Source organism: Mycobacterium interjectum, from assembly GCF_900078675.2.
Lineage (GTDB): Bacteria > Actinomycetota > Actinomycetes > Mycobacteriales > Mycobacteriaceae > Mycobacterium > Mycobacterium interjectum.
Genome location: NZ_LT546237.1, coordinates 3252465 through 3275072, shown reverse-complemented (window position 1 = coordinate 3275072; position 22608 = coordinate 3252465). Strand labels below are relative to the sequence as shown.

The following is a 22608-nucleotide window of genomic DNA, read 5'->3' as shown; positions in this document are numbered from 1 at the left end:
GGTCACGAACCTTCGGTTGCGCTCACGACGAAGCTGACGGTGGTGGCGGTGCTGCCGCCGAAGTTCAGGGTGCCGAATGTCCTCGCGTCCTCGACCTGGTAGTCGCCGGCCGCGCCGCTGACCTGCTTGGCCGCGTCGAGCAGCATCCGCACCCCGGACGCCCCGACGGGGTGGCCGCCGCCGATCAGTCCGCCGCTGGGGTTGATGGGCAGCCGGCCGCCGATCTCGATCTCACCGTTTTCGATGGCCTTCCACGACTCGCCCGGGCCGGTCAGCCCTATGTGATCGATGGCGAGGTATTCGCTGGGTGTGAAGCAGTCGTGCACCTCGAACCCGTCGATGTCGTCGAGCGCCACCCGCGCGCGGCGCAGGGCGTCCACGACCGCCGCCCGCACATGGGGCAGCACGTACGGATCGTCGGCGGAGCGGTCGAGCTTCTGCCGCAGCCCCAGCCCGACCGTGCGGTGTCCCCAGCCGTCGATGCGGCCGATCGGGCGCGCGTCCGGGTGGTCCCGCAGATACGCGTCGTTGACCAAAACCACCCCCGCGCCGCCGTCGGTCATCTGGCTGCAGTCGAATCGGCGCAGCCGGCCTTCGGTGATCGGGTTGGTCGCGTCGTCGTCGGTGATCGGATCGGGAACCGTCCACCCGCGCGTTTGGGCGTTGGGGTTGCGCCGCGCGTTGGCGAAGTTCAGTTGCGCGATGGCGCGCAGATGCGTGTCGTCCAAGCCGTAGCGCCGATCGTACTCGTCGGCGACCTCGGCGAACATTGACGGCCACAGGTAGCGCGCGCCGGCCCCTTCGTGCCCGGTCCAGGCGGCGGCGCCGAGATGCCGGGCGGCCGTGTCACCCGGCACCGTCTTCTCCAGCTCGATACCCAACACCAGTGCGGTCTCGTACGCGCCCGACCGCAAATCGGCCATCGCCGCCAGCGCCGCCACGCTGCCCGACGCGCAGGCGGCTTCGTGGCGCGAGGCCGGGGTGTTCCAGAGCTCGTCGCAAACCGTGGCCGGCATCGCCCCGAGGTGGCCCTGGCTCGCGAACATCTCCCCGAAGGCGTTGCCGACATGCACGACGCCGACGTCAGCGGCGTCGATTTTTGCGGCCGCGAGCGTGCCCTGCACGACCTCGGCGGTTAACGCAGCGAAGTCGCGACCTTCCCTGGTGAGGTTGCGGGCGAAATCGCTTTGGTAGCCCCCGAGTATCCACACGTCAGTCGAGCCGTCCATACGCGGAACGGTACTCCGCCGGACCCGCGAAAGAGGGCGGCCCCGTCGGCTCTCGGGCTGAACCGACGGGACCTAGACGGGCGCGAAGGCCGGCCGACGCGCACGCCTCTTTTGCATCATTACCGTCCGGCGCGATTGACAAACATTACGAGTCAACGTGGCGACCCATCCGAGAATGGCTGCTGAGCTGGGTAAATTCGCCTTTGCGCTGTTCAGGGCGCCGTGCGGGCTAAACGGGGCCCTCGACAAGCTCCACCGGTTCGGGTCCATCCGCGCGCGGCGCGGGAGTGTTCGCGGGGCCCCGGAGGGCCTCGGCGTCGGCGAGGTCGACGTCCGCCAAGTCGATGCCTTTGGTCTCGCGGGCGACCAGGGCGGCCACCGCGCTCACCGCCGCGGTGGCCGCCAGGTACCACGAGATCGGCACCGAGGACTTGTAGGTTTCGAGCAGGCGAACGGCGATGATCGGCGCAAGCGAACCGGCGACGATCGAGGTGACCTGATAGCCGAGCGACACCCCGGAGTAGCGCATCCGAGTCGGGAACATCTCCGCCATGGCCGCGGGCTGAACCGCGTACATGAGACCGTGAAAGACCAGACCGATGACGATCGCCGCCATGATGACCGCGTTGTGGCGGCTGTCCATCATCGGGAAGGCAAAGAAGCCCCAGGTGCAAGCGCAGAGCGCACCAACGAAATAGATTGGGCGCCTGCCGAATCGGTCGCTGAGCCGCCCGACCAGCGGGATGACCACGAAGTGCACGGCGTGGGCGGCCAGCAGCCACCACAGGATGACCCTGGTGTTGGCGTGCACCTGCACTTTGAGATACGTGATGGAGAAGGTGACCACGAGGTAGTACATCGTGTTCTCACCGAATCGCAACCCCATCGCGGTGAAAACCCCACGCGGATAACGCTTTAACACCTCGACCACGCCGAGCCGGCCCGTCTTGGGGCGCTCGGCTTCCTGCTGAGCGGCCAGGAAGATGGGCGCGTCCGTCACCTTCGTGCGGGTGTAGTAGCCGATCAGTACGACGACCGCGGACAACCAGAAGGCGACGCGCCAGCCCCAGCTCAAAAACGCCGCATCCGACAGCGTCGAGGCGAGACCCAGCAGGACGACGGTGGCCAGCATGTTTCCCCCGGGCACCGCCGCCGGCGGCGTCGTTTCACGCGTGGTCGGCGGAAACCGATGCGTTGCGACACGGTCACGGATGGGTACCTATCCGCTGCTCGCTGGTCACATCAGCCCCGTGAATCACTATCGTCACATGAGCCAACTGCGGACGTCAATGCGGCGGCCTGCTCCTGGAAAGGTGTGACCTTGACGGCGATTCCTCGAGTCCTGTCGCTATCGGTGGCGTCGGCGACCGCCATCGGTTTCTTCGTGGCGGTAGGCCCGGCGCCATCGGCGAACGCCACACCCTGCAGCGCGCCGGAAGCCAACGTCGATCCCCCGGCCGCGCCCCCGGCGATGCCCGCGCCGCAGCCAGTCGTCCAACCGCCGACGGGGCGCAGGCCCTCGCACACGAACGATCAGGCGCCGTTGCCGAAGTTGGGTCCGCTGATTTCTTCCTTCCTCAAGCCGGGAGCCGCGGGGCAGCGCTACTCCGCGCCGATCCAGCCTCAAGCCGGGGTCGTCCCGCCGCCCGGCCCCAATCCGCCCGCGCCGGGCGTCCCGCAGCCACCCAACGCCAACCAGTTACAGCCCAACGCGGCCCCCGTTCCGCCGCAGCCGGCACCGGCGGCGCCTCCCGTGAACATCGGGGGTGCACCGACNCCGCTCTGCCGATCGTCCAGATAGTGTCAAGGATCAACCGAAACCACTGCCAAGCCTGGCTCTTATGCACATCTAGATTTGGAGAAGAGACAGGCGCTACTCCGCGCCGATCCAGCCTCAAGCCGGGGTCGTCCCGCCGCCCGGCCCCAATCCGCCCGCGCCGGGCGTCCCGCAGCCACCCAACGCCAACCAGTTACAGCCCAACGCGGCCCCCGTTCCGCCGCAGCCGGCACCGGCGGCGCCTCCCGTGAACATCGGGGGTGCACCGACGTCGCTCGTCGACTGGGTGACCGGAACGGACGGCCCGAACAAGACCCTGCAACGTTTCGGCATATCCGGGACCGACCTCGGGATCGCTTGGGACAACGGTGATCCCGCCAACCGCCAGGTTCTGATGGCGTTCGGTGACACATTCGGCTACTGCAAGGTGCATGGCCAGCAATGGCGATACAACGTGCTGTTCCGCAGTTCGGACCGCGACCTGTCCCATGGAATCCACATCGCCGACGGCGTGCCCAACGACCGATACTCCGGCTCGCCGGTGTGGACCACCGGCCTGTCCAAGCAGGTCGTCAACACGATCCACAAGGCCCCGCACGAAACGGGCATCATCCCGACCGCCGCCATCTCCCTCGGGCGAACGCAATACATGAGCTACATGTCCATCAGGCAGTGGGGTCGCGACGGGGAATGGAGCACGAACTACTCGGCGATCGCGAGATCCGTTGACAACGGCCAGAACTGGGGGATCTTCCCGAGCACCATACGTACGGCGTCGGCGGACGCGATCCCGGGGATCGGGTTCACGCCGGGGAACGAGAACTTCCAGATGGGCGCCTTCATGAAGGGGACCGACGGTTACCTGTATCAGTTCGGCACCCCGTCGGGGCGCGGCGGTGCGGCGTTCCTGTCGCGGGTTCCCCCGAACCAGCTGCCGGACCTGAGCAAGTACCAGTACTGGAATGGCGACAACGGCGGGCACTGGGTCGCGGCCAATCCGGGGGCGGCGACGCCGCTGTGGCCCGGCCCCGTCGGCGAGATGTCGGCCCAGTACAACAGCTACCTCAAGCAGTACCTGGTGCTGTACACCAACGGTGGCAGCAACGACGTGGTGGCGCGCACCGCGCCGACGCCGACGGGACCGTGGAGCGGGGAACAACCACTCGTGTCGGCGTTCTCGATGCCCGGCGGCATCTATGCACCGATGATCCATCCCTGGTCGTCGGGTCGGGACCTGTACTTCAACCTGTCGCTGTGGTCGGCCTACGACGTGATGCTGATGCATACCGTTTTGCCGTAGGTCCCACGCCGCTTCCGCGCCGTCCGGCGCCAGGCGCGGACCGACTGACGTAGTGGACTACTCGTGCCCGCGGGGGGAATCGCGGAAAGGATCGACCCATGGAACCCAAACTTGCCCCGCCCGCGCGCGCGACCTGCGTCGACGAATGGGACTACCCCGAGGACGGCTTCCGGGCTTTCGACGGCCCCGAGTGGAAAATCAAGCACACCACCAACGACGGGCGACGCGCCGATGTCGTGGTATCCGTGATCGGCTTGCAGTACGCGGATGGACACGCGTTGCGCGAGATCATCATTGACTGCCCCGATACCCCCGTCATCACGCCGGCCCAAGCGCGGAAGCTGGCTGGGGCCTTGATCGCAGCGGCCGACTCGGCCGAAGGGTAACTCCGAGCCATAGCGAGTAACGCCGGCCAGTTCGCGGAGTTTTGAAGCCACCGACGTTAGCGAGCGCCTCAAGCACGTTTCACACCATTTCTGGCCGAGATTTGATTTCCTCGAGGCGGAGACGCTGGCTGGCTGTTCGATTCGCGTTCTGGTCCGCGCGCTACTAGCTCCTCCGCGATTTCGGCGACTCGCCTGTTGGTGTTCTGCGAAAGCTTTGTCAGGAGTTCGAAAGCGCGGACGGCGTCGACATCGAACCTTTCCATGATCATTCCTTTGGCCTGGCCGATGATGTCCCTGCTTGCCAGTGCGGATTTAAATTGCAGCCGCTCGTCGTTCGTGATGAGCGCGACGGCTGCATGCGTCGCGAACATGGCACCCACCGCTTGCGATTGCGCGGTGAAGGCCTGCGGTTCGCTGCCGAAGAGGTTCAGCGCACCCATGCGTTTGTCGTGGGTATAGAGCTGGAACGACATTGTGCTGTGGACACCGGCGGCAACGGCGGCCTCGGCGAAGCGTGGCCACCGCCCGTCTTCGCGCAGGTCGTTGCAGAGGACCATCGAATCACCTGCGGCGGCATCCAGGCACGGTCCCTCGTCGAACCGCTCCTGCATACGGTCGATGTCGACGGCAAGCTGCGAAGTTGCGGCCACCGACAAGAAAGGCTCACACGGTGGGGAAATCAGCAGTATGTCTGCGGACGCCACACCGTGAACCAACTCGACGCAACTCGCCGTCACGCCCTGCAAAGTGATACCGATTTCGGTGGGATGGGCGAATTGATTGGTCAATTCTTCCATCGTCAGGCGAAGCACCCCTGCGTATGCGCGGTCATCCATAACGGCGAGCCTCTTTCGCGACTGTGTGTGCGAAGCGGGCCGAGAAAATCGAAAGGTCGTCGGAACCTTGGGGCAACTTAAATGAACCGCGTGCCCTGCCAGAGTTTTGGCGGGCGTGGCACTGACGTTACGCCACTTCGTTGTCAGCGTATATACCCACCATCGCGATGACGGCCGCGGACGAGGTCATCAACGCGATCTGATACCTCTGCTCGGCCACGGTTAACCCCCTCATCCAGAGAGTGTCAAGGATCAACCGAAACCACTGTCAAGCATCAGCCGAAACACTGTCAGGCATCACCCGGAACCAAAATGTCAAGCATCAGCCGAGGTCATACACCGGAACCTGTGCCCCCGGCAGGATTCGAACCTGCGACACCGGCTTTAGGAGAGCCGTGCTCTATCCCCTGAGCTACGAGGGCGAGGAACGTCTTCGAACACTGACCAGACCTCGCGGGGCGGCGGTGTGAGTCTAGCGGGCGCGTCCAACGCCATGCGACGTGTCGGCGCGATGGGCGGCGACTATCACTGCCATCTGATGTCTTCGTCGAGCTTTTCGGCTGGTCCGTCCCGCTCGCCCGCGGGGCGGGTGTCGATCGTGACCTCTTGCCAGTAGGCCGGACTGTAGAGGTGAATGTCGTTGCCGCTGCTGACCTTTAGCACACCGCCCGTGAGTACTTCATAGGCCGCGCCGTCCGGGTAGGCATCGTCGTCATCGCGGCCGGCGATTTGGATCCACATCTTCATGCCGAAAATAATCCTCCGCAGCGGCCGACCGGATTCCTCGGGCTACCGCCGTCATGGCGAACTGCCGGAATCCCCACGGTCAACTCACCACTCTTCGCCTTCTACAACGGGAGCCTCGCCGTCGATGATGTGCACCGCGGCCTCTTCGGCAGACGCCGCGCCTCCGTTGATCCCGATGTCCTCGGCGACCAACTCCGCCTCCGAGTCTTCGCCAAATCCCAGGTCCGGTGCCACAAGTCGGCCCGCCCGCGCACGGCCGACTTCTCCCGGCTGCGGGAATTCGGTTTCGCGCTCGGATTCGTCGGAGAGCTGCTGCTCAGCCTCATCGAGCAGGACGTCGATTCGCGACGCCGGATCCGGCTCTTCCTCCGCGAGCATCTGGTCCAGGGTCTCGGACGGGCCGAAGGCCCCGCGTCCGTACGGTCGCTCGGGCGGCGAGTAGCCCTCGTCGAGGATGTCATCCATGCCGCGGTCGATGAGGGTGTCCTCGGGCTGAAGCTGGTCTTCGTCTTCCGCGCTGTATTCGCCGGGCGCGGGGCCGGTGCCATAGTGGGTGCTCATGACTCGCCCCCACGTCGGTGTCGGCGGCCGGTGATCGCGTGTTCCCGATGGTCGCTGTCGATGGGCATCATGCGCTCCTAAATCGTGACGGTGCAGCGAGTTTCGCCTTCCCGGCAGACCAACCATAGAGACGGAAATGACATCGGCCTAGGGCCATTCGTCCCTTCGGCCCAGACCGACGGGTCGGCCCCGGTCAGCTCAGCTCCGCGATGACCTTCGCGAAGGTGTCCAGGTTGTTGTCCTGCACGGTGAAGCAGGTCAGCCCGTACTTGTCGCGCAGTGCGGACAAGGTGTCGGCCATCTCGCGCGGTGACCCGCTGAGCACCGACGGCATGGACAGCAGTTGCTCGTCGGACAGGTCCGGTGCGTACTGCCGCGTCATCCTCAGGTCGGGGGCGGACTCGCCTTCGCGCGGCATCGCCGTGATCACCATGTTCAGCTCCAGCGCGTCGAACCGGTCACCGGCGGCGTTGCGGACGAACCCGATGCGTTCGGCGAGGGGGTCTTCGACGTCTCGCACCCTGGCGCCGGTCAGCCCGATGATGTCGGCGTGCCGGGCGGCTATCGTCAGCACCCGATCGCCGTTGCCGGCGATGAGGATCGGCGTCGACGGGTGATGCTCCTTCAGGTAGCTCGTCATGTGTTCGAGGTAGTCGACCCGGGCCCCGGCGCTGGGATAGGGGATCTCGGCCGCCTCGAATTCTTCTTTGACGTAGCCGGTGCCGAGCCCGATCTCGAGGCGGCCGTCGCTGAGCAGGTCGAGGGCCTGCAGGTCCCTGCTGAGCAGGGCGGGCTTGTAGAACCCGGCGTTGAGCACGTACATGCTGAGTTTGATCCGGCTCGTCACCATCGCGACCGCGGTCAGCGTCGGCGATGGTGCGGCCGCGCCCAGATGATCGGGCACGCAGAGGATGTCGTAGCCAAGGTCCTCGGCTCGTTTCACCTTGTCGACCAGTGCCGTGCGCGACTTGAAGAAGCGCATGCTCAGCCCGAAGCGAAAATCCTTGCCCACCAACAGCCTCCGATCGACAGATAACACTTACCAGGAACGCGCCGCGGCCGCCAGGCCCTGCACCAGGGCGGTGGTGACCGGCGCCAGGCCGTCGGCGCCGGGTAACGGACTGCGCGGGCCAAGGCCCCGGACCCGGGGCGAAAGCTCCAGCTGCGTCCCGCCGCCGCGCACCCGGTTGACCGGGTTGTTCGGGTGCAGGCCCCGCAGTTCCGGCGGGATGTCGTCGATGTCGGTGACGACCTGATAGCCGGTCAGGCGGACGTGCCGGGCCAGGTGGGCCGCCAGCGCGCGGTTGCGCCCCCCGGCGAGCAGTTGGGTGCCGCGTCCGATGCGGCCGTAGCCGTGCAGCGAGACGGCGACGTCGACATGGCCGAGAAACTCGGCCAGCCGTGGCGACTCGTCCGGGTCATACCGGGCAGACGGGAGGTGGTGCGGGTAGCGGTGGGGATGGCGCAGCAGGTACACCGACGCATTGGCGGCCTCGGCGGCACGTTCGGCAATGACGTCGGTCATCTGTTCCAGGCCGCCGCCGTGGATGGCGAGAAAGCCGAACCGCGATCGCAGCCGGCTCTCCTCGATCACCCCAGGTTCGCCCAGCAGCGCGGAAAGCGACTGCGGCGCCGGGGTTTTCGCGGCGAGCGGGCGGGGCCAGCGCGCGGGGTCCCAGCGGCGCAGAAAGTCGACCCATCGCTGCGGCAAGCCGTGGTGGACGGCGCCGTCGATGACCCTGGGCAGATATCCCGGCCTCGGTGGGCCGGGGTTCACCCGGTGGTCGATGTAGACCCAGGCCGGCGACGGCCCGTCACCGGTGTGGACGGTCAGCCGGTCGCGCCGGTAGCGCACCGGGACGCCCTCGGCGCTGTCCAACGCCGCGAGGTCGTCGTCGGAGATCAGCCAGAGCACCCCGTGCACCTGCCCGCCGGCAAAAGGCTCGACGGTGGCCACGCCGCGCTGGTTGATCAGCCAGTCGTGGTTCGCCAGCACCGCCGGCCGCGGATCGGTCGCGCCCGGGCAGCGCAGCGCCATCTGCCTGACGCACAGATTCGACCCGTAGGCGAAATAGGGGTGCCGGCGGGCCGGCATCTAGGCAGTCACCGTCTNACGCCGGCCGCGGGCGGCAATATGGGCGCGGGCGAATTCACCGGCGGCGCAGGCAGATTCGCGGGCAGAGCCGGCTGGATTTGGTTCGCGGCCGGCGGTGACGCCGGTTTCATGGGAGCGGGCGCGGTGCGGCTCAACTCCGTCGGCGTGATGGCCGTCTTGTGGTGGTACAGGAATATGTACATCAGCCCCAGCGAGGCCAGGAACGCGGCGGCGAACAGCGCGATCCACGGCACGACCCGTCGCACTCGTCCTTGGGGGGCGGCCTCGAGGTAGTCCCCGTCGTCCTGGTCCGCACCGAGCGGCGCGCTGTCGTCGGACCAGGCGTGGTGGCCTTGGGTGCCGTGCGCGCCGAGGTCGCTGTCGGCGGAGGTCAGCTGAATGCGGCCCAGGGTTTGATCCCGTAGCCAGGCGGGCGCGGGGATGATCACCGGCGCCGCACCCAGCAAGGCGACCGGGTTGACCAGGCGGCGTCGTTCTTCGTCGCATACGGGGCACGATTCGATGTGGCGGGTGATGCGTTTGCGCATCAGCACGCTGAAGCGCCCGTCCCAGCCCGCCAGCATCGTGCCGAGCTCGGCGCACTTGTCGGCCGTATGTTGCGCGCGGCGCGCGACCAGCAGCGCACCCAACGAAGTCTCGATGGTGCTCCGCAGGCGCGACACCATCTTGTTGGCGGTGCCGGGGCTGACGTCCAACGCGTTGGCCAGCTCGGGTCCGTCCAAGCCGTGCCGATAGGCGAGTTCTAGAACCATGCGGTCGCGGTCGCCCAGCCCGCCGGCGGCCTCGGCGATGAGGTTGGCCAGCTCGTTGCGCGCGGCCAGCGTCTCCGGCCCCGCGTCCTGCGACGCCGCCTCGGGGAGTTCGTCGGAGACCTGCTCGCGACGTCGGTTTTTGATACAGCGCAGCGCCTCGTTGCGAGCAATGGCATACAACCAGGGGCGCAGCCGGTCGGGCTCCCGCAGCTTGGGCAGCTGGGTCGCGGCGACGCAGAAGACGTCCTGCACGCAGTCGGCGGCGGCGTCGCGATCGCGCACCATCCCGATACAGAAGTCATGCAGGCGGTCGGCGTAACGGTCGTAGATCATGGCAAACGCGCGCCGATCGCCCGTCGCGGCCGCGCGGGCCAACTCCGCGTCGCTGACGATGTCCCAGTTGGATAGTGCGCTCGTCACGTCGCTTTCCCAGCCGATGAAGCGTCGGCGCCCCTCGCAGAACCGGCGCTGCGAATAATTGTGCGCGCACAGCGGTCAAATAGCACGAGAAATTCGAGCTCAGCGGTGGGTGCATGGGAGGACAGCAGCGAAACCAGCCTCATCCAGGCCCGCGACTTCATTTGCAGACTCCCTGCACGAGGTGGTGCGGCGGCAGGCACAGCGACGGCGGTGGCGGTGGCGGCGGCAGCTTCGGGGGCGAAGGCAGCGGCGGCAGCTTTGGGGGCGAGGGCAACGGCGGCAGCGAAGGCGGGGGCGGTAACTGCGGTGGCGGCACCGGCGCCGGGACCCAGACGGGGGGCGGCGGCGGCACGTTCACCACAACGACCGGGCCCTGAGGCGCGGCAGCCGGCGGCGTCTCCGGGCCAGCCGGGGGAGCTGGGTTGTCGGGCGGGGGCGCGACCACCGCGGCGGGGGCCGGACCTTGCGGCGCGGGGTCGGGCAGCGCGACGACGGGGGCAGGCCCGTTATCCGGCGCGGGTGCCACCGGGGGCGCAACGGCGGCGGCCGGCACCGGGGCCAGTGCCGCGAAGGTGGAAGCGGTTGCCGCCGAGCCCGGGGCGACGGCCACGGCAGGCGGTTGAGGCGAGCTGGAGAAAAGGGCGATGCCGAGCGCGGTTCCGGCGCCGATCACACCGATCAGGCCCGCGGCCACCATCACCTTGTCGACCGACTTCGCCGTGGCCGCCGGGGTGCTCGAGTCGGGCGGAAAGTCGGGGCCGTGCGGCAGGCCCCCGGCCTCATCGGTCGGATCACCGAGCGGGCTCGACGCCCAGGCGTACGCCGAGGTGGGCTCCTCGCCGAGCGGGGCCAGGGCGGTCCGGTCCATGTCGTTCGGGCTGTTCATCAGGTGCTCCTTTGGCGCTGGTCGCGGCCCGGGCTGGGTCGCTGTCATAGGTAGGAGGACCTACCGGGCCCGAGTCGGACATCTTTTTTGAAGGCTTTTTGCAGAGCGGCCGTGGTTGGGCATGGTTAGGTTCGCGCGCGCCGCTTGCCAGGTCTTCGCGAAGTTCTTGCGAGTTTCTTGCGGTCGCTTAGCGCTACCGGCGTGGGTGCCAGTCCGGCGTGGCGCCGGACTGGCGAATGGCTTGCGGGGCAGTAGCTTTGGCTGCTCGGCGGATGGGAATGATCAGCCGGCGACGGTCAGCCAGATCAGCACCAGGTTGAGCAGGCTGACGGTAACCGCGACCGCCCAGCCGATCACCGTGGTGACGGGATGGTTGGCGTCGCTGCCCATCAGATCGCGGTTGCTGGTCAGTCTGACCAGCGGAAGCACCGCGAACGGAATGCCGAAGGACAGCACGACCTGGGACAACACCAGCGCCCGGGTCGGGTCGAAACCGAGCGCCAGGATCGCCACCGCCGGGCACAGCGTCAGCAGGCGGCGCACCAGCATGGGGATCGACCGATGGAGCAGCCCCTGCATGATCATGGCGCCCGCGTAAGCGCCCACCGACGACGACGCCAGGCCGGAGGCCAGCAGTCCGACCGCAAACAACACCGCGATCAGCGGCCCCAAGGTGTGGTGGACGGCCGTGTAGGCGCCCTCGATGGATGCCGTTTCGTGGTGGCCCTGCAGGTTGAGCGCGGCGACCAGCAGCATGGCCGCGTTCACCGTGCCGGCGATAGCCATCGCGAGCACGACATCCACGCGGGTGACACGCAGCAGCCAATGTCGGTCACGGCCGGCCTCGGGATGTCCGTGCCGATCCAGGACGAGGCCGGAGTGCAGGTACACCGCGTGCGGCATCACGGTGGCGCCCAAAATGGCGGCGGCCAGCAGCACGCTTTCGCTGCCGCGGAAGCGCGGTACCAATCCGCCGAGCACGGCACCCGGCGGCGGGGTCGCGACGAAGAAACTGGCCGCGAAGCCAACGGCGATGACGAGCAGCAGGCCGGTGATCACGCGCTCGAAAAGAATCTGGCCGCGACGGTCCCTGATCGCCAGGAGCAGCAACGAGATCACCCCGGTGATGATCCCGCCGAGCGGCAGCGGCAGGCCGAACAGGATGCGCAGGGCGATCGCCCCACCGATCACTTCGGCGACATCGGTTGCCATGGCAGTGATTTCGGCCTGGCCCCAGAAGGTCAGGCGCACGGGACGGCTCATCCCCTTGCCGATGGCCGCGGGCAGAGACCGCCCCGTCACCAGCCCCAGCTTCGCGGAGAGGTACTGCACCAGGCCCGCGACCACGTTGGCGGCGACGATGACCCAGAGCAGCAAGTAGCCGAGCTGAGTGCCGGCGCTGACGTTGGCGGCGACGTTTCCCGGGTCGACGTATGCGATCGCGGCGACGAACGCCGGCCCGAGCAGGTACCAGCTCGATCTGAGCGATGCCTGGGTGCGTTCCGCCAACCTGTCGACCCTCGATCCTTGCCTCCGAATAAAAAAGTTAGGTTAGCCGAACCGGAAGCCCGCCGACGATCCGCCTGCAGATGGCTTGGTCCGAGAGGCCAGATCGCCCGGCGAATTCCCAGCTATCTCACACCTAATGCTCCGTGGTTTTTCACACCTAAACCCCTTACCGTTGGCCCCGGCGGCTAAGACAGCGGGGCGTTCACCTCTCATTTCCGAAAAGAGGAAGTGAATTGAAGCTCAATCGATTTGGCGCCGCGGTGAGTCTCCTAGCCACCGGCGCACTGGTGCTGTCGGGCTGCGGGCGCGATCACAGCAACGCGACCGGCGGAGCTTCGACGACCACCCCGTTGCCGGTGCCGGTGAATTGCGGCGGGACGAAGACGCTGAAGGCCAGCGGGTCGACTGCACAGGCCAACGCGATGACCCGGTTTGTGAAGGCGTTCGAACAAACTTGCCCCGGCCAGACGTTGAACTACACGCCCGACGGCTCGGGCGCAGGCATCAGCGAATTCACCGGCAATCAAACCGATTTCGGAGGATCGGACGTCCCGCTGGCCCCGAACGAGCATGACGCGGCCCAGCGGCGCTGCGGCGGCTCGCGCGCGTGGGACCTGCCGGTGGTGTTCGGCCCGATCGCGATCACCTACAACGTCAAGGGCGTTAATTCGTTGACGCTTGACGCCGCGACGGCGGCCAAGATCTTCAACGGCGGCATTACCACCTGGAACGATCCCGCCATCCAGGCGCTGAACAAGGGCGCCAACTTGCCCGCCGAGCCGATTCGCGTAATCTTCCGCAGCGACCTGTCCGGGACCTCGGACAACTTCCAGCACTACCTTGATACGGCCTCCAACGGCGCGTGGGGCAAGGGCACCGGAAAGACATTCAACGGCGGCGTCGGCGAGGGCGCCAGAGGCAACGACGGCACCTCGTCGGCCGTGCAGGCCACCGAGGGGGCGATCACCTACAACGAATGGTCGTACGCTCAATCGAAGAACCTGAGCATGGCCAAGATCATCACGTCGGCCGGTCCTGAGCCGGTGACGATCAGCGTGGACTCGGTCGGCAAGACGATCGCGGGGGCCTGGGTCTCGGGGAAGGGGAACGACCTGGTGCTCAACACGATGTCGTTCTACAAGCCAACGCAACTCGGTGCCTACCCGATTGTGCTGGCTACTTACGAGATCGTCTGCTCGAAGTATCCGGATCCGCAGGTGGGTGCGGCCGTGCGGGCGTTCCTGCAGAGCACCATCGGCGGTGGCCAGAATGGCCTGGGGGACAACGGATACGTTCCCGTTCCCGACGCCTGGAAGCTGTGGCTGAAGGCGGCGGTCAACGCCATCTCGTGACGTCACCCCGGGACGTAGAGTCCCCGTCCGGTGACCAGGGGCAGGTCGAGGGTGGTCACGATGCCGGGCGGGGCGGCCACCACGGCGGGAATCGCGTTGACGACCCGCATCGCGGTGGCGACCAGCCCGGCGTGGTTGTGGTCGCCCAGGCGGCTGCTCAGGCAGACGTCCATGGCGTACGACGGCTCGCCGGTGATTTCGATTCGGTAGGAACCGCCGGGCTGGGCGGGCTGCGGCCACTCGGGGCACAGATCCTCGCGCAACCGGGTGACGTGTTCCAGGACGACGACCGGATCGCCGTCGACCATCCCGAACACCTCGAACCGCAGCGCCGCGGCGGTGCCCTTGGCGATATGACCTGACGCGATGTCGAAGTCCTCGGGCGCCGGCACGCGCACGTACTCCTCGGCGACCGAGTCGAGCGTGATGCCCAGGCCGGCTGCCAATTGCCGCACCACCGAACCCCACGCCAGGCTCAGCACGCCGGTCTGCAGCAGCATCGGTATCTCGTCGAGCGGCTTACCGAATCCCATCACGTCGAACATGACGACGGCGCTGTCGTAGGTGGCGTAGTCGACGATCTCCATGCACCGGATCTGCTGGATGTTCTGACAGGTGCCGGCCAACGCCAGCGGTAGCAGATCGTTGGCGAATCCCGGGTCGATGCCGTTGACGTACACGCTCGAATTGCCTTCTCGCGCCGCATCTTCCAGCGGCGAAATGAGCTCTTCGGGGATCACGTTCCACGGGTACTGAAGAAAGACCGGGCCGCTGCCGACGATGTTGATCCCGGCCGCAAGGACGCGCCGGTAGTCCTCGAGCGCCTCGGGCAGGCGGTTGTCGGCCAGCGCGTTGTAGACGGCGCACCGGGGGCCGGTCGCCAGCACGGCGTCCAGGTCCGTGCTGGCGATCACGCCGGTCGAATCCGGAAGCCCGGCGAGCTCCGCCGCGTCCTTGCCGGCCTTGGCGTCCGAGGAGACCCACACGCCGGTGAGTTCGAACTCCGGGTTGGTGATCAGCGCTTTGAGCGCGTGGACGCCGACATTGCCGGTGCCCAACTGAACGACGGGGATGGCCATGGCGGGCTCCTTCAGCGGTCGGGGTTCACAGGTCCGGGACGGGGATGTCGAGGTTGGGGTAGGTGAGACCGCCGTCAACCTCCAGCGTCTTGCCGGTCAAAAAGCTGCCGGCCGGTGAGGCCAAATACACTGCGGCGGCCGCGATGTCGACGGGGTCACCGAGGCGGCGCATCGGCGTCACCTTCTCCATCGGTGCGCGCAGCTCCTCGTTGGAGGCCACCACGTCCAGCGCCGACGTCAGGATCGAACCGGGCGCGATGGCGTTGACCCGGATGCGCGGGCACAGGTCCAGCGCGGCGAGCCGGGTGTAGTGAGACAGCGCGGCTTTGGCGGTGCCGTAGGCGGCGAAACCGCGCCCGGCCAGCCGGCCCATGGTGGAGGTGATGTTGATGATGCTGCCGCCGCCGGAGTGCTCCAGCATCAACGGCACCGCGGCGACGGTGAGCGCGTGGGCGGTTGCCACGTTGAAGGTGAACGCCTCCTTGAGGTCCTTGGTCGAGGTGGTCAGCAGGGTGTTGGGCATGGTCCCGCCGACGTTGTTGACGACGATGTCTAGTTTTCCGAAGGCCTCGACGGCCTGAGCGGCCAGCTCCGCGGTGGACTCCGGGTGGGCCAGGTCGGCGGCGACGGTATGGACGCGGCGGCCCGTGGCGCGGACCTCTTCGGCGACGGCATCTAGTTGGGATTGGGTGCGCGACGCGATGAGCACATCCGCGCCTGCCTCGGCGAAAGCCAGCGCGATGGCCGCACCGAGGCCACGCCCGCCACCGGTGATGACGGCGACTTTGTCGTCCAGACGGAACCTGTCAAGGATCATTGCGGCCTCTCTATTCGAGTCGTCGGCGACACCGTAACAAAACCCGCCGACTCCCATTCCGGCATTTCTGAAACAGGTTCTAGTTTGTCATACGGGCCCCGGGATGCAATGGCCCCGCCGGCGGCAATTGCGTGCTTGTTCACCCGGTTCGGAATGCCGGACAGAATTCTCCGAACGTTAACCTTGTTACTGTTAGCTACATGGCTGCGTGTGAAGGCTGGTTGCCGAGCCGCGGCCTCCCGGCGGCGGCGACGTTTCATCCCTACTGTTAAGGAAGAGAATTGAAACTGAACCGATTTGGTGCCGCGGTGGGTGTGCTGGCTTGCGCCGCACTGGTGGTATCCGGGTGTGGCAATGACAACAACAATGCGAGCGGTGGAGGCGCCTCGACGGGTGCGTCGGGGGCATCCACGGGCAACGTGAGTTGCGGGGGGAAGAAGACGCTGAAGGCCAGCGGTTCCACGGCCCAGGCCAACGCGATGACCCGATTCGTCAATGCGTTCGAGCGGGCCTGCCCCGGTCAGACCCTGAACTACACGGCCAACGGTTCCGGTGCCGGAATCAGCGAATTCAACGGCAACCAAACCGATTTCGGCGGGTCCGACTCGCCGTTGGCCCCCAACGAATACACCGCGGCCCAGCAGCGCTGCGGCTCGCCGGCGTGGAACCTGCCGGTGGTGTTCGGCCCGATCGCGATCACTTACAACGTCAAGGGCGTCAGTTCGCTGAACCTGGACGGCCCGACCGCGGCGAAGATCTTCAACGGGGCCATCACCACCTGGAACGATCCGGCGATCGCGGGCCTCAACGGCGGCACCACCCTGCCGGCCGAGCCGATTCACGTCGTCTTCCGTAACGACCAGTCCGGGACCACGGACAACTTTCAGCACTACCTCGATGCGGCCTCCAACGGCGCCTGGGGCAAGGGCGCGGGCAAGACGTTCAACGGCGGTGTCGGTGAGGGCGCCAAGGGCAACGACGGCACCTCGGCCGCGATCAAGGCCACGGAGGGATCGATCACCTACAACGAGTGGTCGTTCGCCAAGGCCCAGAACCTGAACATGGCCAAGGTCGTCACCTCGGCCGGCCCCGACGCGGTCGCCATCAGCGCGGACTCGGTCGGCAAGACGATCTCTGGCGCCACCGTCAAGGGTCAGGGCAACGACCTGGTGCTCGACACCAACTCGTTCTACAAGCCGACGCAGCCGGGTTCCTACCCGATCGTGCTGGCAACCTACGAGATCGTCTGCTCGAAGTATCCCGACTCGCAGGTCGGCACGGCGGTGAAGGCGTTCCTGCAGAGCACCATCGGGGCTGGCCAAAACGGCTTGGCGGACAACGGATACATCCCGATCCCGGACTCCTTCAAGTCGAAGTTGTCGACCGCGGTCAACGCAATCGCGTGATCCGGGATGTCATGACCCGCGGAGCGATCGCCACCTCCTCGACGGGGGCTCAGCCTCCGCTGAAGGTTACCGACCCGCACAAGGCGCACCGCGGCGACCGACTGTTCAAGTTGGTCGCCGCGGCGGCCGGGTCAACGATCGTCATCGCGATCGGGCTGATCGCGATATTCCTGTTGGTCCGCGCCGTCCCGGCGTTGCGCGCAAACCACGCGAATTTCTTCACGAGCGCCGAATTCAACACCACCAAGGCCGACCATCTGGCGTTCGGTATCCGCGACTTGTTCATGGTCACCGTGCTCAGTTCGTTGAGCGCACTGGTGGTGGCGGTGCCGATCGCGGTCGGGATCGCAGTGTTTCTCACCCAGTACGCACCCAAACGGCTCGCGCGACCTTTCGGCGCGATGGTTGATCTGCTGGCCGCGGTGCCGTCGATCGTTTTCGGGTTGTGGGGAATCTTCGTGCTGGCACCCAGACTCGAACCCATCGCGGAATTCCTCAACCGCAACCTCGGCTGGTTCTTTTTGTTCAAGCAGGGCAACGTTTCCCTGGCCGGCGGTGGCACCATATTCACCGCCGGCATCGTGCTGTCGGTGATGATCCTGCCGATCATCACCTCGGTATCGCGGGAAGTGTTTCGGCAGACCCCACCGATTCAGATGGAAGCGGCGCAGGCATTGGGCGCCACGAAGTGGGAGGTAGTGCGGATGACCGTGCTGCCGTTCGGCCGCAGCGGTGTCATCGCGGCGTCCATGCTGGGGTTGGGCCGCGCCCTGGGCGAGACCGTGGCGGTGCTGATCATCCTGCGATCGGCCGCTCGGGCCGGCAGCTGGTCTCTGTTCGACGGCGGCTACACGTTCGCCTCCAAGATCGCCTCCGCGGCAGCAGAATTCAGCGAACCGTTGCCCACCGGGGCCTACATCTCCGCCGGCTTCGCGCTGTTCGTCCTGACGTTCATCGTCAATGCGACGGCTCGCGCGATCGCGGGGGGAAAGGTCAACGGATGACCCGCGCCGGCGACGATGCAGTGGGGGCACCTCCCGCTTGCGGGGGACGAAGCGATGAGGTGGGGGCACCTCCCGCTTGCGGGGGAGAGCGGCGCGCATGACCATCGACGCGCTCGACCTGCCGGTCAAACCCGATGTGTTCAGCCCGCTGAGCCTGCGGCGGCGGATCACCAACAGTGCCGCGACGACGTTCTTCGTCGCCTCGTTCATCGCGGCCCTGGTGCCGCTGGTCTGGGTGCTGGGAGTGGTGATCGCGCGGGGCTGGTACGCCGTCACCCGCTCGGGCTGGTGGACCCACTCACTGCGGGGCGTGCTGCCGGAGCAGTTTGCCGGCGGCGTCTACCACGCGCTGTACGGGACGGTGGTGCAGGCCGGGGTGGCCGGGCTGCTGTCCGTGCCGCTGGGGCTGATGACCGCGGTTTTCTTGGTGGAATACGGCTCGGGTCGGCTGGTGCGGGTGACGACCTTCATGGTCGACGTGCTCGCCGGGGTGCCCTCGATCGTGGCGGCGCTGTTCATCTTCAGCCTGTGGATCGCCACCCTGGGCTTCCAGCAGAGCGCCTTCGCCGTGTCGCTGGCCTTGGTGTTGCTGATGTTGCCGGTGGTGGTGCGGTCCACCGAGGAGATGCTCAGGTTGGTGCCCGACGACCTGCGTGAAGCCAGTTATGCGCTGGGCGTCCCCAAATGGAAGACCATCGTGCGGATCGTCATCCCGATCGCGATGCCGGGCATCGTCTCCGGTGTCTTGTTGTCCGTCGCGCGCGTCATCGGCGAAACCGCACCGGTGCTGGTGCTGGTCGGCTACAGCCGTTCCATCAACTTGGACATGTTCCACGGCAACATGGCGTCGCTGCCGCTACTGATCTACACCGAGCTCACCAACCCGGAGCACGCCGGCTTCCTGCGCATCTGGGGCGCGGCGCTGAGCCTGATCATCATCGTGGCGGTGATCAACCTGCTGGCCGGGGCGTTCCGCTTCCTGTCAACGCGGCGGCGCTGACGGCCTCGGCGAGCGCCGTCAGGATCTTGCCGCGGCTTTCTTGGCGCCTGCACTGGCCCCAGCCTTGTTCGCGGTGCTCTTCTTGGCGGGCGCTTTTTTCGCCGGCGCTTTTTTCGCCGCCGCCTTCTTGGCGGGCGCCTTGCCGTCGCCGGAGCGCGCCTTGACGCTGGCCTCGAGCTTGGCCAGCAGGTCGGAGACGTCTTCCGCCTCGTCCAGTTCCTTGGGCTGGTCCTCGACGGTAAACGCTTCGCCGCCTTCGAGTTTCGCCTCGATCAGCTCCTGCAGCTGCTCCTGGTACGTGTCGTGGTAGCGGTCGGGGTTGAAGTCTTCGGCCATCGACTCCACCACCTGGCCGGCCATCTTGAGTTCCGCGGGCTTGATGTCGACCTTCTTGTCCAGCACGGGGAAGTCCGGATCGCGGATCTCGTCGGGCCACAACAAGGTGTGCACCACCATGACGTCGCGCTTGCCGAAGTCCTTGACGCGCAACGCGGCCAGCCTGGTCTTGTTGCGCAGCGTGAAGTGAACGATCGCCATCCGATCGGTCTCGGCGAGCGTCTTAGCCAGCAGCACATAGGATTTGGACGACTTCGAATCCGGCTCGAGAAAGTAGCTGCGGTCGAACAGCATCGGGTCGACCTCGCTGGCCGGGACGAACTCGAGCACTTCGATTTCGCGGCTGCGTTCTTCGGGGAGCGTCGCGATGTCGTCGTCGGTGATGATCACCGATTGACCGTCGTCGGACTCGAAGGCCCGGGCGATATCACGGTATTCGACGACCTCGCCGTCCTTCTCGCAGATGCGTTGGTAGCGGATGCGGCCGTTGTCCTTGGCGTGGACCTGATGGAACTTGATGTCGTGGTCCTCGGTGGCGCTGTACACCTTGACCGGCACGTTCACCAGCCCGAACGCGATCGAACCCTTCCAGATGGAGCGCATGCACTCAGTATGCCCATACCGCCCCTAGCAAAACAGCGCGGTGGGCCGCGCGGCCGGATATTCGTGCACAGCTAATTTCCCGCCTCGGTGGAATGAGCGTGTAGGGCGGCACGGTCGGGGAGGTCGGCCCCGGCGCGCCCGACGGTCAGCGCCGACATCAGGCTGGCGGATTCGAGCGCCGCCGTCAGCGCATCGAGCCCGATCCGGCCCAGGGCGGCTCGCCGGTCGGCCCCCAGAAACCCCCAGAGCGCGTCGAGCAGGCCGACCATGAACGCATCGCCGGCGCCGACGGTGTCCACCACCGCAACGGACCTGGCGGCCACCCGGGCCCGCCCGGCCGAGCAGAACGCCATGGCGCCCCTGCCCCCCATCGTCACGACGACCAGCGCCGGCCCCGACGCCAGCCACGCTCGGGCCGTCCACTCGGGTTCGTGGTCGGGATCGATCCATCTCAGGTCCTCGTCGCTGGCCTTGACGATGTCGCTGCGCTCGACGAGGCGGGCGATGCGCTCGCGTGCCACCTCCCGGTCGGCGATGAGCGAGGGGCGCACGTTGGGGTCGAAGCTCAGGGTTGCCGACACGCGGTAGGCGTCGAGCAGCGCCGCGACCGCCAGGCAGCCGGGCTCACGCACTGCGGCAATCGATCCGGTGTGCACGAACAACGGCGGCGCGACCTCGGGAGTGCCGGAAAGCTGCCAGTCCAGGTCGAACGTGTAGGCCGCCGAGCCGTCATCCGCGATCGTGGCCACCGCGGTCGGGGTCCTCACAGCCGACGTGCTACCCGGAACCAGTTGGGCGCCAGAGGCGTTGACGTAATCGGCGATGCGCCGGCCGCCTTCGTCGTCGCCGATGTGGGTCAAAAAGTCGACATCGCGGCCCAACCGGGCGAGTCCGACGGCGACGTTGAGCGGGCTTCCGCCGACGTGCTCGTCGTGGTCGACGACGTCGATCAACGCCTCACCGATCACCAGCCCGCGCGTCATGGGCTCGTCCCTTTCAGCAACGACGCCAGGGTCGCGCGCGCGCCGCGGGCATGCAGCGAATCCAGTGCCTGGCGGTAGGCCTCGACGAAACGGGGCTGCTGGGCGAGATCGCCGAACAGTTCGGAGTTCTCGATGAAGGCGGTCGGGTGCAACCGCTGTGCCCGCGCGGCGGCCAGCAGCGAGTCCGCCATGTTGTCGACGACCTCGACGGGTTCGCCCCGCTCGTCGACCCCCTCGGCGTAGCGCGCCCAACTCGCGACGGTCGCCGCCGCGAGCCGGATCGGCCCCCCGGTGCGCAGGTTGTCGCGGATCACCGGAAGCAGCCATTTCGGGATGCGGTCCGAGGAGTAGGCGCACAACCGGGCCACGGTGTCGCGCACCCCGGGGTTGGCGAACCGCTCGATGAGCCCGCGGGTATAGGCCAGCAGGTCTATACCGGGGACGGCGCGCAGCGTCGGCACGGCCTCGGAATCGAAATAGGCCAGCAGGAATTCGGCCAGCAGCGGGTCGCGCGCCGCGTCGTGCACCATGCGGTACCCGCACAGCGCCGCGAAGTAGCACAGGCACTGGTGCCCGGCGTTGAGCAGCCGCAGCTTCATCGCCTCGTACGGGCTCACGTCGTCGACCAACAGCACGCCCGCCTCGTCCAGCGGCGGCCTGCCGTCGGCGAAATCGTCCTCGAGCACCCACGCGGCGAACGCCTCGGCCAGCACCGGCCACGCGTCGGCGACCCCGAAGTCGCGCTCCACGGTGGCCACGATGTCCGGCGTGGTGACCGGCGTGATGCGGTCGACCATCGAGCACGGGAACCGCGCGTGCTCGGCGACCCAGTCGGCCAGGCCGGGCCGGAGCAGCTCGGCGTGCGCCAGGACGGCGCGGCGCGCGATGTCGCCGTTGTGTTCGATGTTGTCGCACGAGACGATCGTCGGCGCCGCGATGCCGCGGTCTCGACGGCGGGCCAGGGCGTCGGCGATCAGGCCGAAAACCGAGCCCGGGTCCCTGATCTGGTACCCGCCCTCGGTGATGGTCATCGAGATGATGCGGGTCGTGGGTGCGGCCAGCCGCTCGATCGTCGCCGCGGGATCGTCGGGTGCGTAGCGGTAGTCCACGATCGAGCCGATCACCCGCGCGTCGCGATTGCCGTCGGGATCTTCCAAGACCAGCGTGTACAGGTTGTCCTGGGCGCGCAGCACGTCCCGCATCCGGCGGTCGGCCGGCAGCACGCCGATGCCGCAGATGCCCCATTCCCGCGCCATGCCCCGCTCGAGCAGACTGTCGAGGTAGGCCGCCTGGTGGGCGCGGTGAAACCCCCCGACCCCGAAGTGCGCGATGCCGACCACGACGCCGTCACGGTCATAGCTCGGTGTCGCGATCGGCAGCCGCCCCAGGGTGGCGCTGCTCAGCCGGACCACGGTGTCGACGGTACCGGCGCTCAGGCCCCGAGCGCGCGGACCATGCACCGCGCCCCGGATTTGGTAGCGCATGCGCTACCGCTTTCGGGATTCACTC

19 protein-coding genes, 1 tRNA gene and 3 pseudogenes are annotated in these 22608 nt (G+C 67.2%); 7 read left to right on the top strand and 16 right to left on the bottom strand.

All coding sequences use genetic code 11. The features are described from left to right. Positions 1 to 2: 2 nt before the first annotated feature. Positions 3 to 1229, bottom strand: a complete 1227-nt coding sequence (locus BN4348_RS50055; RefSeq protein WP_066915507.1) for an acetyl-CoA acetyltransferase — start codon at positions 1227 to 1229, stop codon at positions 3 to 5. Positions 1230 to 1458: 229 nt separating this feature from the next. Beyond that, a pseudogene (locus BN4348_RS50050) lies at positions 1459 to 2388 on the bottom strand (MFS transporter); the annotation flags it as partial. Positions 2389 to 2643: 255 nt separating this feature from the next. Here BN4348_RS50050 and BN4348_RS50040 point away from each other — a divergent pair. Continuing rightward, a pseudogene (locus BN4348_RS50040) lies at positions 2644 to 4306 on the top strand (DUF4185 domain-containing protein); the annotation flags it as partial. Positions 4307 to 4404: 98 nt separating this feature from the next. Beyond that, a complete protein-coding gene (locus BN4348_RS50035; RefSeq protein WP_066915505.1) occupies positions 4405 to 4692 on the top strand; it encodes a hypothetical protein in 288 nt (95 codons plus the stop codon). Between the two features lie 68 nt (positions 4693 to 4760). Here the strand turns inward: BN4348_RS50035 and BN4348_RS50030 are convergent, their stop codons facing one another. The 9 genes from BN4348_RS50030 to BN4348_RS49990 all read right to left on the bottom strand — a co-directional run bounded on the left by BN4348_RS50030 (position 4761) and on the right by BN4348_RS49990 (position 12549). Next, positions 4761 to 5528: a GAF and ANTAR domain-containing protein gene (locus BN4348_RS50030; RefSeq protein WP_066915504.1), complete on the bottom strand. Its 768-nt coding sequence runs from the start codon at positions 5526 to 5528 to the stop codon at positions 4761 to 4763. A 349-nt stretch (positions 5529 to 5877) separates the two neighbouring features. Beyond that, positions 5878 to 5950: transfer RNA gene (locus BN4348_RS50025), tRNA-Arg, on the bottom strand. Between the two features lie 103 nt (positions 5951 to 6053). Further along, complete coding sequence (locus BN4348_RS50020; protein ID WP_066915503.1) at positions 6054 to 6275, bottom strand: hypothetical protein; 222 nt, start codon at positions 6273 to 6275, stop codon at positions 6054 to 6056. An 84-nt stretch (positions 6276 to 6359) separates the two neighbouring features. Next, entirely contained in the window at positions 6360 to 6836 is a 477-nt protein-coding gene (locus BN4348_RS50015; protein ID WP_066915502.1) for a DUF5709 domain-containing protein, read from the bottom strand. Positions 6837 to 7029: 193 nt separating this feature from the next. Beyond that, entirely contained in the window at positions 7030 to 7854 is an 825-nt protein-coding gene (locus BN4348_RS50010) for an LLM class F420-dependent oxidoreductase (RefSeq protein ID WP_084454425.1), read from the bottom strand. 21 nt (positions 7855 to 7875) lie between these two features. After that, positions 7876 to 8931, bottom strand: coding sequence for a poly-gamma-glutamate hydrolase family protein (locus tag BN4348_RS50005; protein WP_066915499.1), 1056 nt, complete (start codon positions 8929 to 8931; stop codon positions 7876 to 7878). An 8-nt stretch (positions 8932 to 8939) separates the two neighbouring features. Beyond that, the gene (locus tag BN4348_RS50000) at positions 8940 to 9989 is read right to left on the bottom strand and encodes a sigma-70 family RNA polymerase sigma factor (RefSeq protein ID WP_456238210.1); all 1050 of its coding nucleotides are present in this window, start codon (positions 9987 to 9989) and stop codon (positions 8940 to 8942) included. A 292-nt stretch (positions 9990 to 10281) separates the two neighbouring features. Then, positions 10282 to 11010 (bottom strand): hypothetical protein, encoded by a 729-nt coding sequence (locus BN4348_RS49995; protein ID WP_066915495.1) that lies wholly within the window; start codon positions 11008 to 11010, stop codon positions 10282 to 10284. 282 nt (positions 11011 to 11292) lie between these two features. Beyond that, positions 11293 to 12549: an Nramp family divalent metal transporter gene (locus BN4348_RS49990; RefSeq protein ID WP_235852924.1), complete on the bottom strand. Its 1257-nt coding sequence runs from the start codon at positions 12547 to 12549 to the stop codon at positions 11293 to 11295. Between the two features lie 203 nt (positions 12550 to 12752). Here BN4348_RS49990 and pstS (BN4348_RS49985) point away from each other — a divergent pair, with 203 nt between their 5' ends. Next, a complete protein-coding gene (gene pstS / locus BN4348_RS49985; RefSeq protein WP_066915491.1) occupies positions 12753 to 13871 on the top strand; it encodes a phosphate ABC transporter substrate-binding protein PstS in 1119 nt (372 codons plus the stop codon). A gap of 2 nt (positions 13872 to 13873) precedes the next feature. On the opposite strand, the gene BN4348_RS49980 is transcribed toward pstS (BN4348_RS49985), so the two are convergent. Then, positions 13874 to 14950, bottom strand: a complete 1077-nt coding sequence (locus BN4348_RS49980; protein ID WP_066915489.1) for an NAD(P)H-dependent amine dehydrogenase family protein — start codon at positions 14948 to 14950, stop codon at positions 13874 to 13876. 25 nt (positions 14951 to 14975) lie between these two features. Continuing rightward, positions 14976 to 15767, bottom strand: coding sequence for an SDR family oxidoreductase (locus BN4348_RS49975; protein ID WP_066915487.1), 792 nt, complete (start codon positions 15765 to 15767; stop codon positions 14976 to 14978). Positions 15768 to 16048: 281 nt separating this feature from the next. Here BN4348_RS49975 and pstS (BN4348_RS49970) point away from each other — a divergent pair, with 281 nt between their 5' ends. The 4 genes and pseudogenes from pstS (BN4348_RS49970) to pstA all read left to right on the top strand — a co-directional run bounded on the left by pstS (BN4348_RS49970) (position 16049) and on the right by pstA (position 19177). After that, positions 16049 to 17173, top strand: coding sequence for a phosphate ABC transporter substrate-binding protein PstS (gene pstS / locus BN4348_RS49970; protein WP_066915485.1), 1125 nt, complete (start codon positions 16049 to 16051; stop codon positions 17171 to 17173). 11 nt (positions 17174 to 17184) lie between these two features. Next, a complete protein-coding gene (gene pstC, locus BN4348_RS49965) occupies positions 17185 to 18177 on the top strand; it encodes a phosphate ABC transporter permease subunit PstC (protein ID WP_084454421.1) in 993 nt (330 codons plus the stop codon). Then, positions 18174 to 18273 (top strand): annotated as a pseudogene (locus BN4348_RS62920) (hypothetical protein); the annotation flags it as partial. The gene pstC and the pseudogene BN4348_RS62920, both read left to right, overlap by 4 nt. A 1-nt stretch (position 18274) precedes the next feature. Beyond that, on the top strand, positions 18275 to 19177 hold the full coding sequence (gene pstA / locus BN4348_RS49960; RefSeq protein WP_066915483.1) for a phosphate ABC transporter permease PstA: 903 nt from the start codon (positions 18275 to 18277) through the stop codon (positions 19175 to 19177). A gap of 18 nt (positions 19178 to 19195) precedes the next feature. Here the strand turns inward: pstA and ku are convergent, their stop codons facing one another. From ku to BN4348_RS49945, 3 genes are all read right to left on the bottom strand, one after another. Further along, a complete protein-coding gene (ku, locus tag BN4348_RS49955) occupies positions 19196 to 20116 on the bottom strand; it encodes a non-homologous end joining protein Ku (protein WP_066915481.1) in 921 nt (306 codons plus the stop codon). Between the two features lie 71 nt (positions 20117 to 20187). Further along, positions 20188 to 21099: a carbohydrate kinase family protein gene (locus BN4348_RS49950; RefSeq protein ID WP_066915479.1), complete on the bottom strand. Its 912-nt coding sequence runs from the start codon at positions 21097 to 21099 to the stop codon at positions 20188 to 20190. Further along, complete coding sequence (locus BN4348_RS49945) at positions 21096 to 22583, bottom strand: mannitol dehydrogenase family protein (protein ID WP_084454397.1); 1488 nt, start codon at positions 22581 to 22583, stop codon at positions 21096 to 21098. The genes BN4348_RS49950 and BN4348_RS49945 overlap by 4 nt, the downstream gene beginning before the upstream one ends. Positions 22584 to 22608 lie beyond the last annotated feature (25 nt).

Coding starts and splice junctions, on each gene's coding strand:
- BN4348_RS49975 (WP_066915487.1), bottom strand. CDS start 15,767: ATGATCCTTGACAGGTTCCGTCTGGACGACAAAGTCGCCGTCATCACC.
- BN4348_RS49995 (WP_066915495.1), bottom strand. CDS start 11,010: ATGAACAGCCCGAACGACATGGACCGGACCGCCCTGGCCCCGCTCGGC.
- BN4348_RS49980 (WP_066915489.1), bottom strand. CDS start 14,950: ATGGCCATCCCCGTCGTTCAGTTGGGCACCGGCAATGTCGGCGTCCAC.
- BN4348_RS50030 (WP_066915504.1), bottom strand. CDS start 5,528: ATGGATGACCGCGCATACGCAGGGGTGCTTCGCCTGACGATGGAAGAA.
- BN4348_RS50020 (WP_066915503.1), bottom strand. CDS start 6,275: ATGAAGATGTGGATCCAAATCGCCGGCCGCGATGACGACGATGCCTAC.
- pstA (WP_066915483.1), top strand. CDS start 18,275: ATGACCATCGACGCGCTCGACCTGCCGGTCAAACCCGATGTGTTCAGC.
- pstC (WP_084454421.1), top strand. CDS start 17,185: ATGACCCGCGGAGCGATCGCCACCTCCTCGACGGGGGCTCAGCCTCCG.
- BN4348_RS50035 (WP_066915505.1), top strand. CDS start 4,405: ATGGAACCCAAACTTGCCCCGCCCGCGCGCGCGACCTGCGTCGACGAA.
- ku (WP_066915481.1), bottom strand. CDS start 20,116: ATGCGCTCCATCTGGAAGGGTTCGATCGCGTTCGGGCTGGTGAACGTG.
- BN4348_RS50005 (WP_066915499.1), bottom strand. CDS start 8,931: ATGCCGGCCCGCCGGCACCCCTATTTCGCCTACGGGTCGAATCTGTGC.
- BN4348_RS49950 (WP_066915479.1), bottom strand. CDS start 21,099: ATGACGCGCGGGCTGGTGATCGGTGAGGCGTTGATCGACGTCGTCGAC.
- BN4348_RS50015 (WP_066915502.1), bottom strand. CDS start 6,836: ATGAGCACCCACTATGGCACCGGCCCCGCGCCCGGCGAATACAGCGCG.
- BN4348_RS50055 (WP_066915507.1), bottom strand. CDS start 1,229: ATGGACGGCTCGACTGACGTGTGGATACTCGGGGGCTACCAAAGCGAT.
- BN4348_RS49945 (WP_084454397.1), bottom strand. CDS start 22,583: ATGCGCTACCAAATCCGGGGCGCGGTGCATGGTCCGCGCGCTCGGGGC.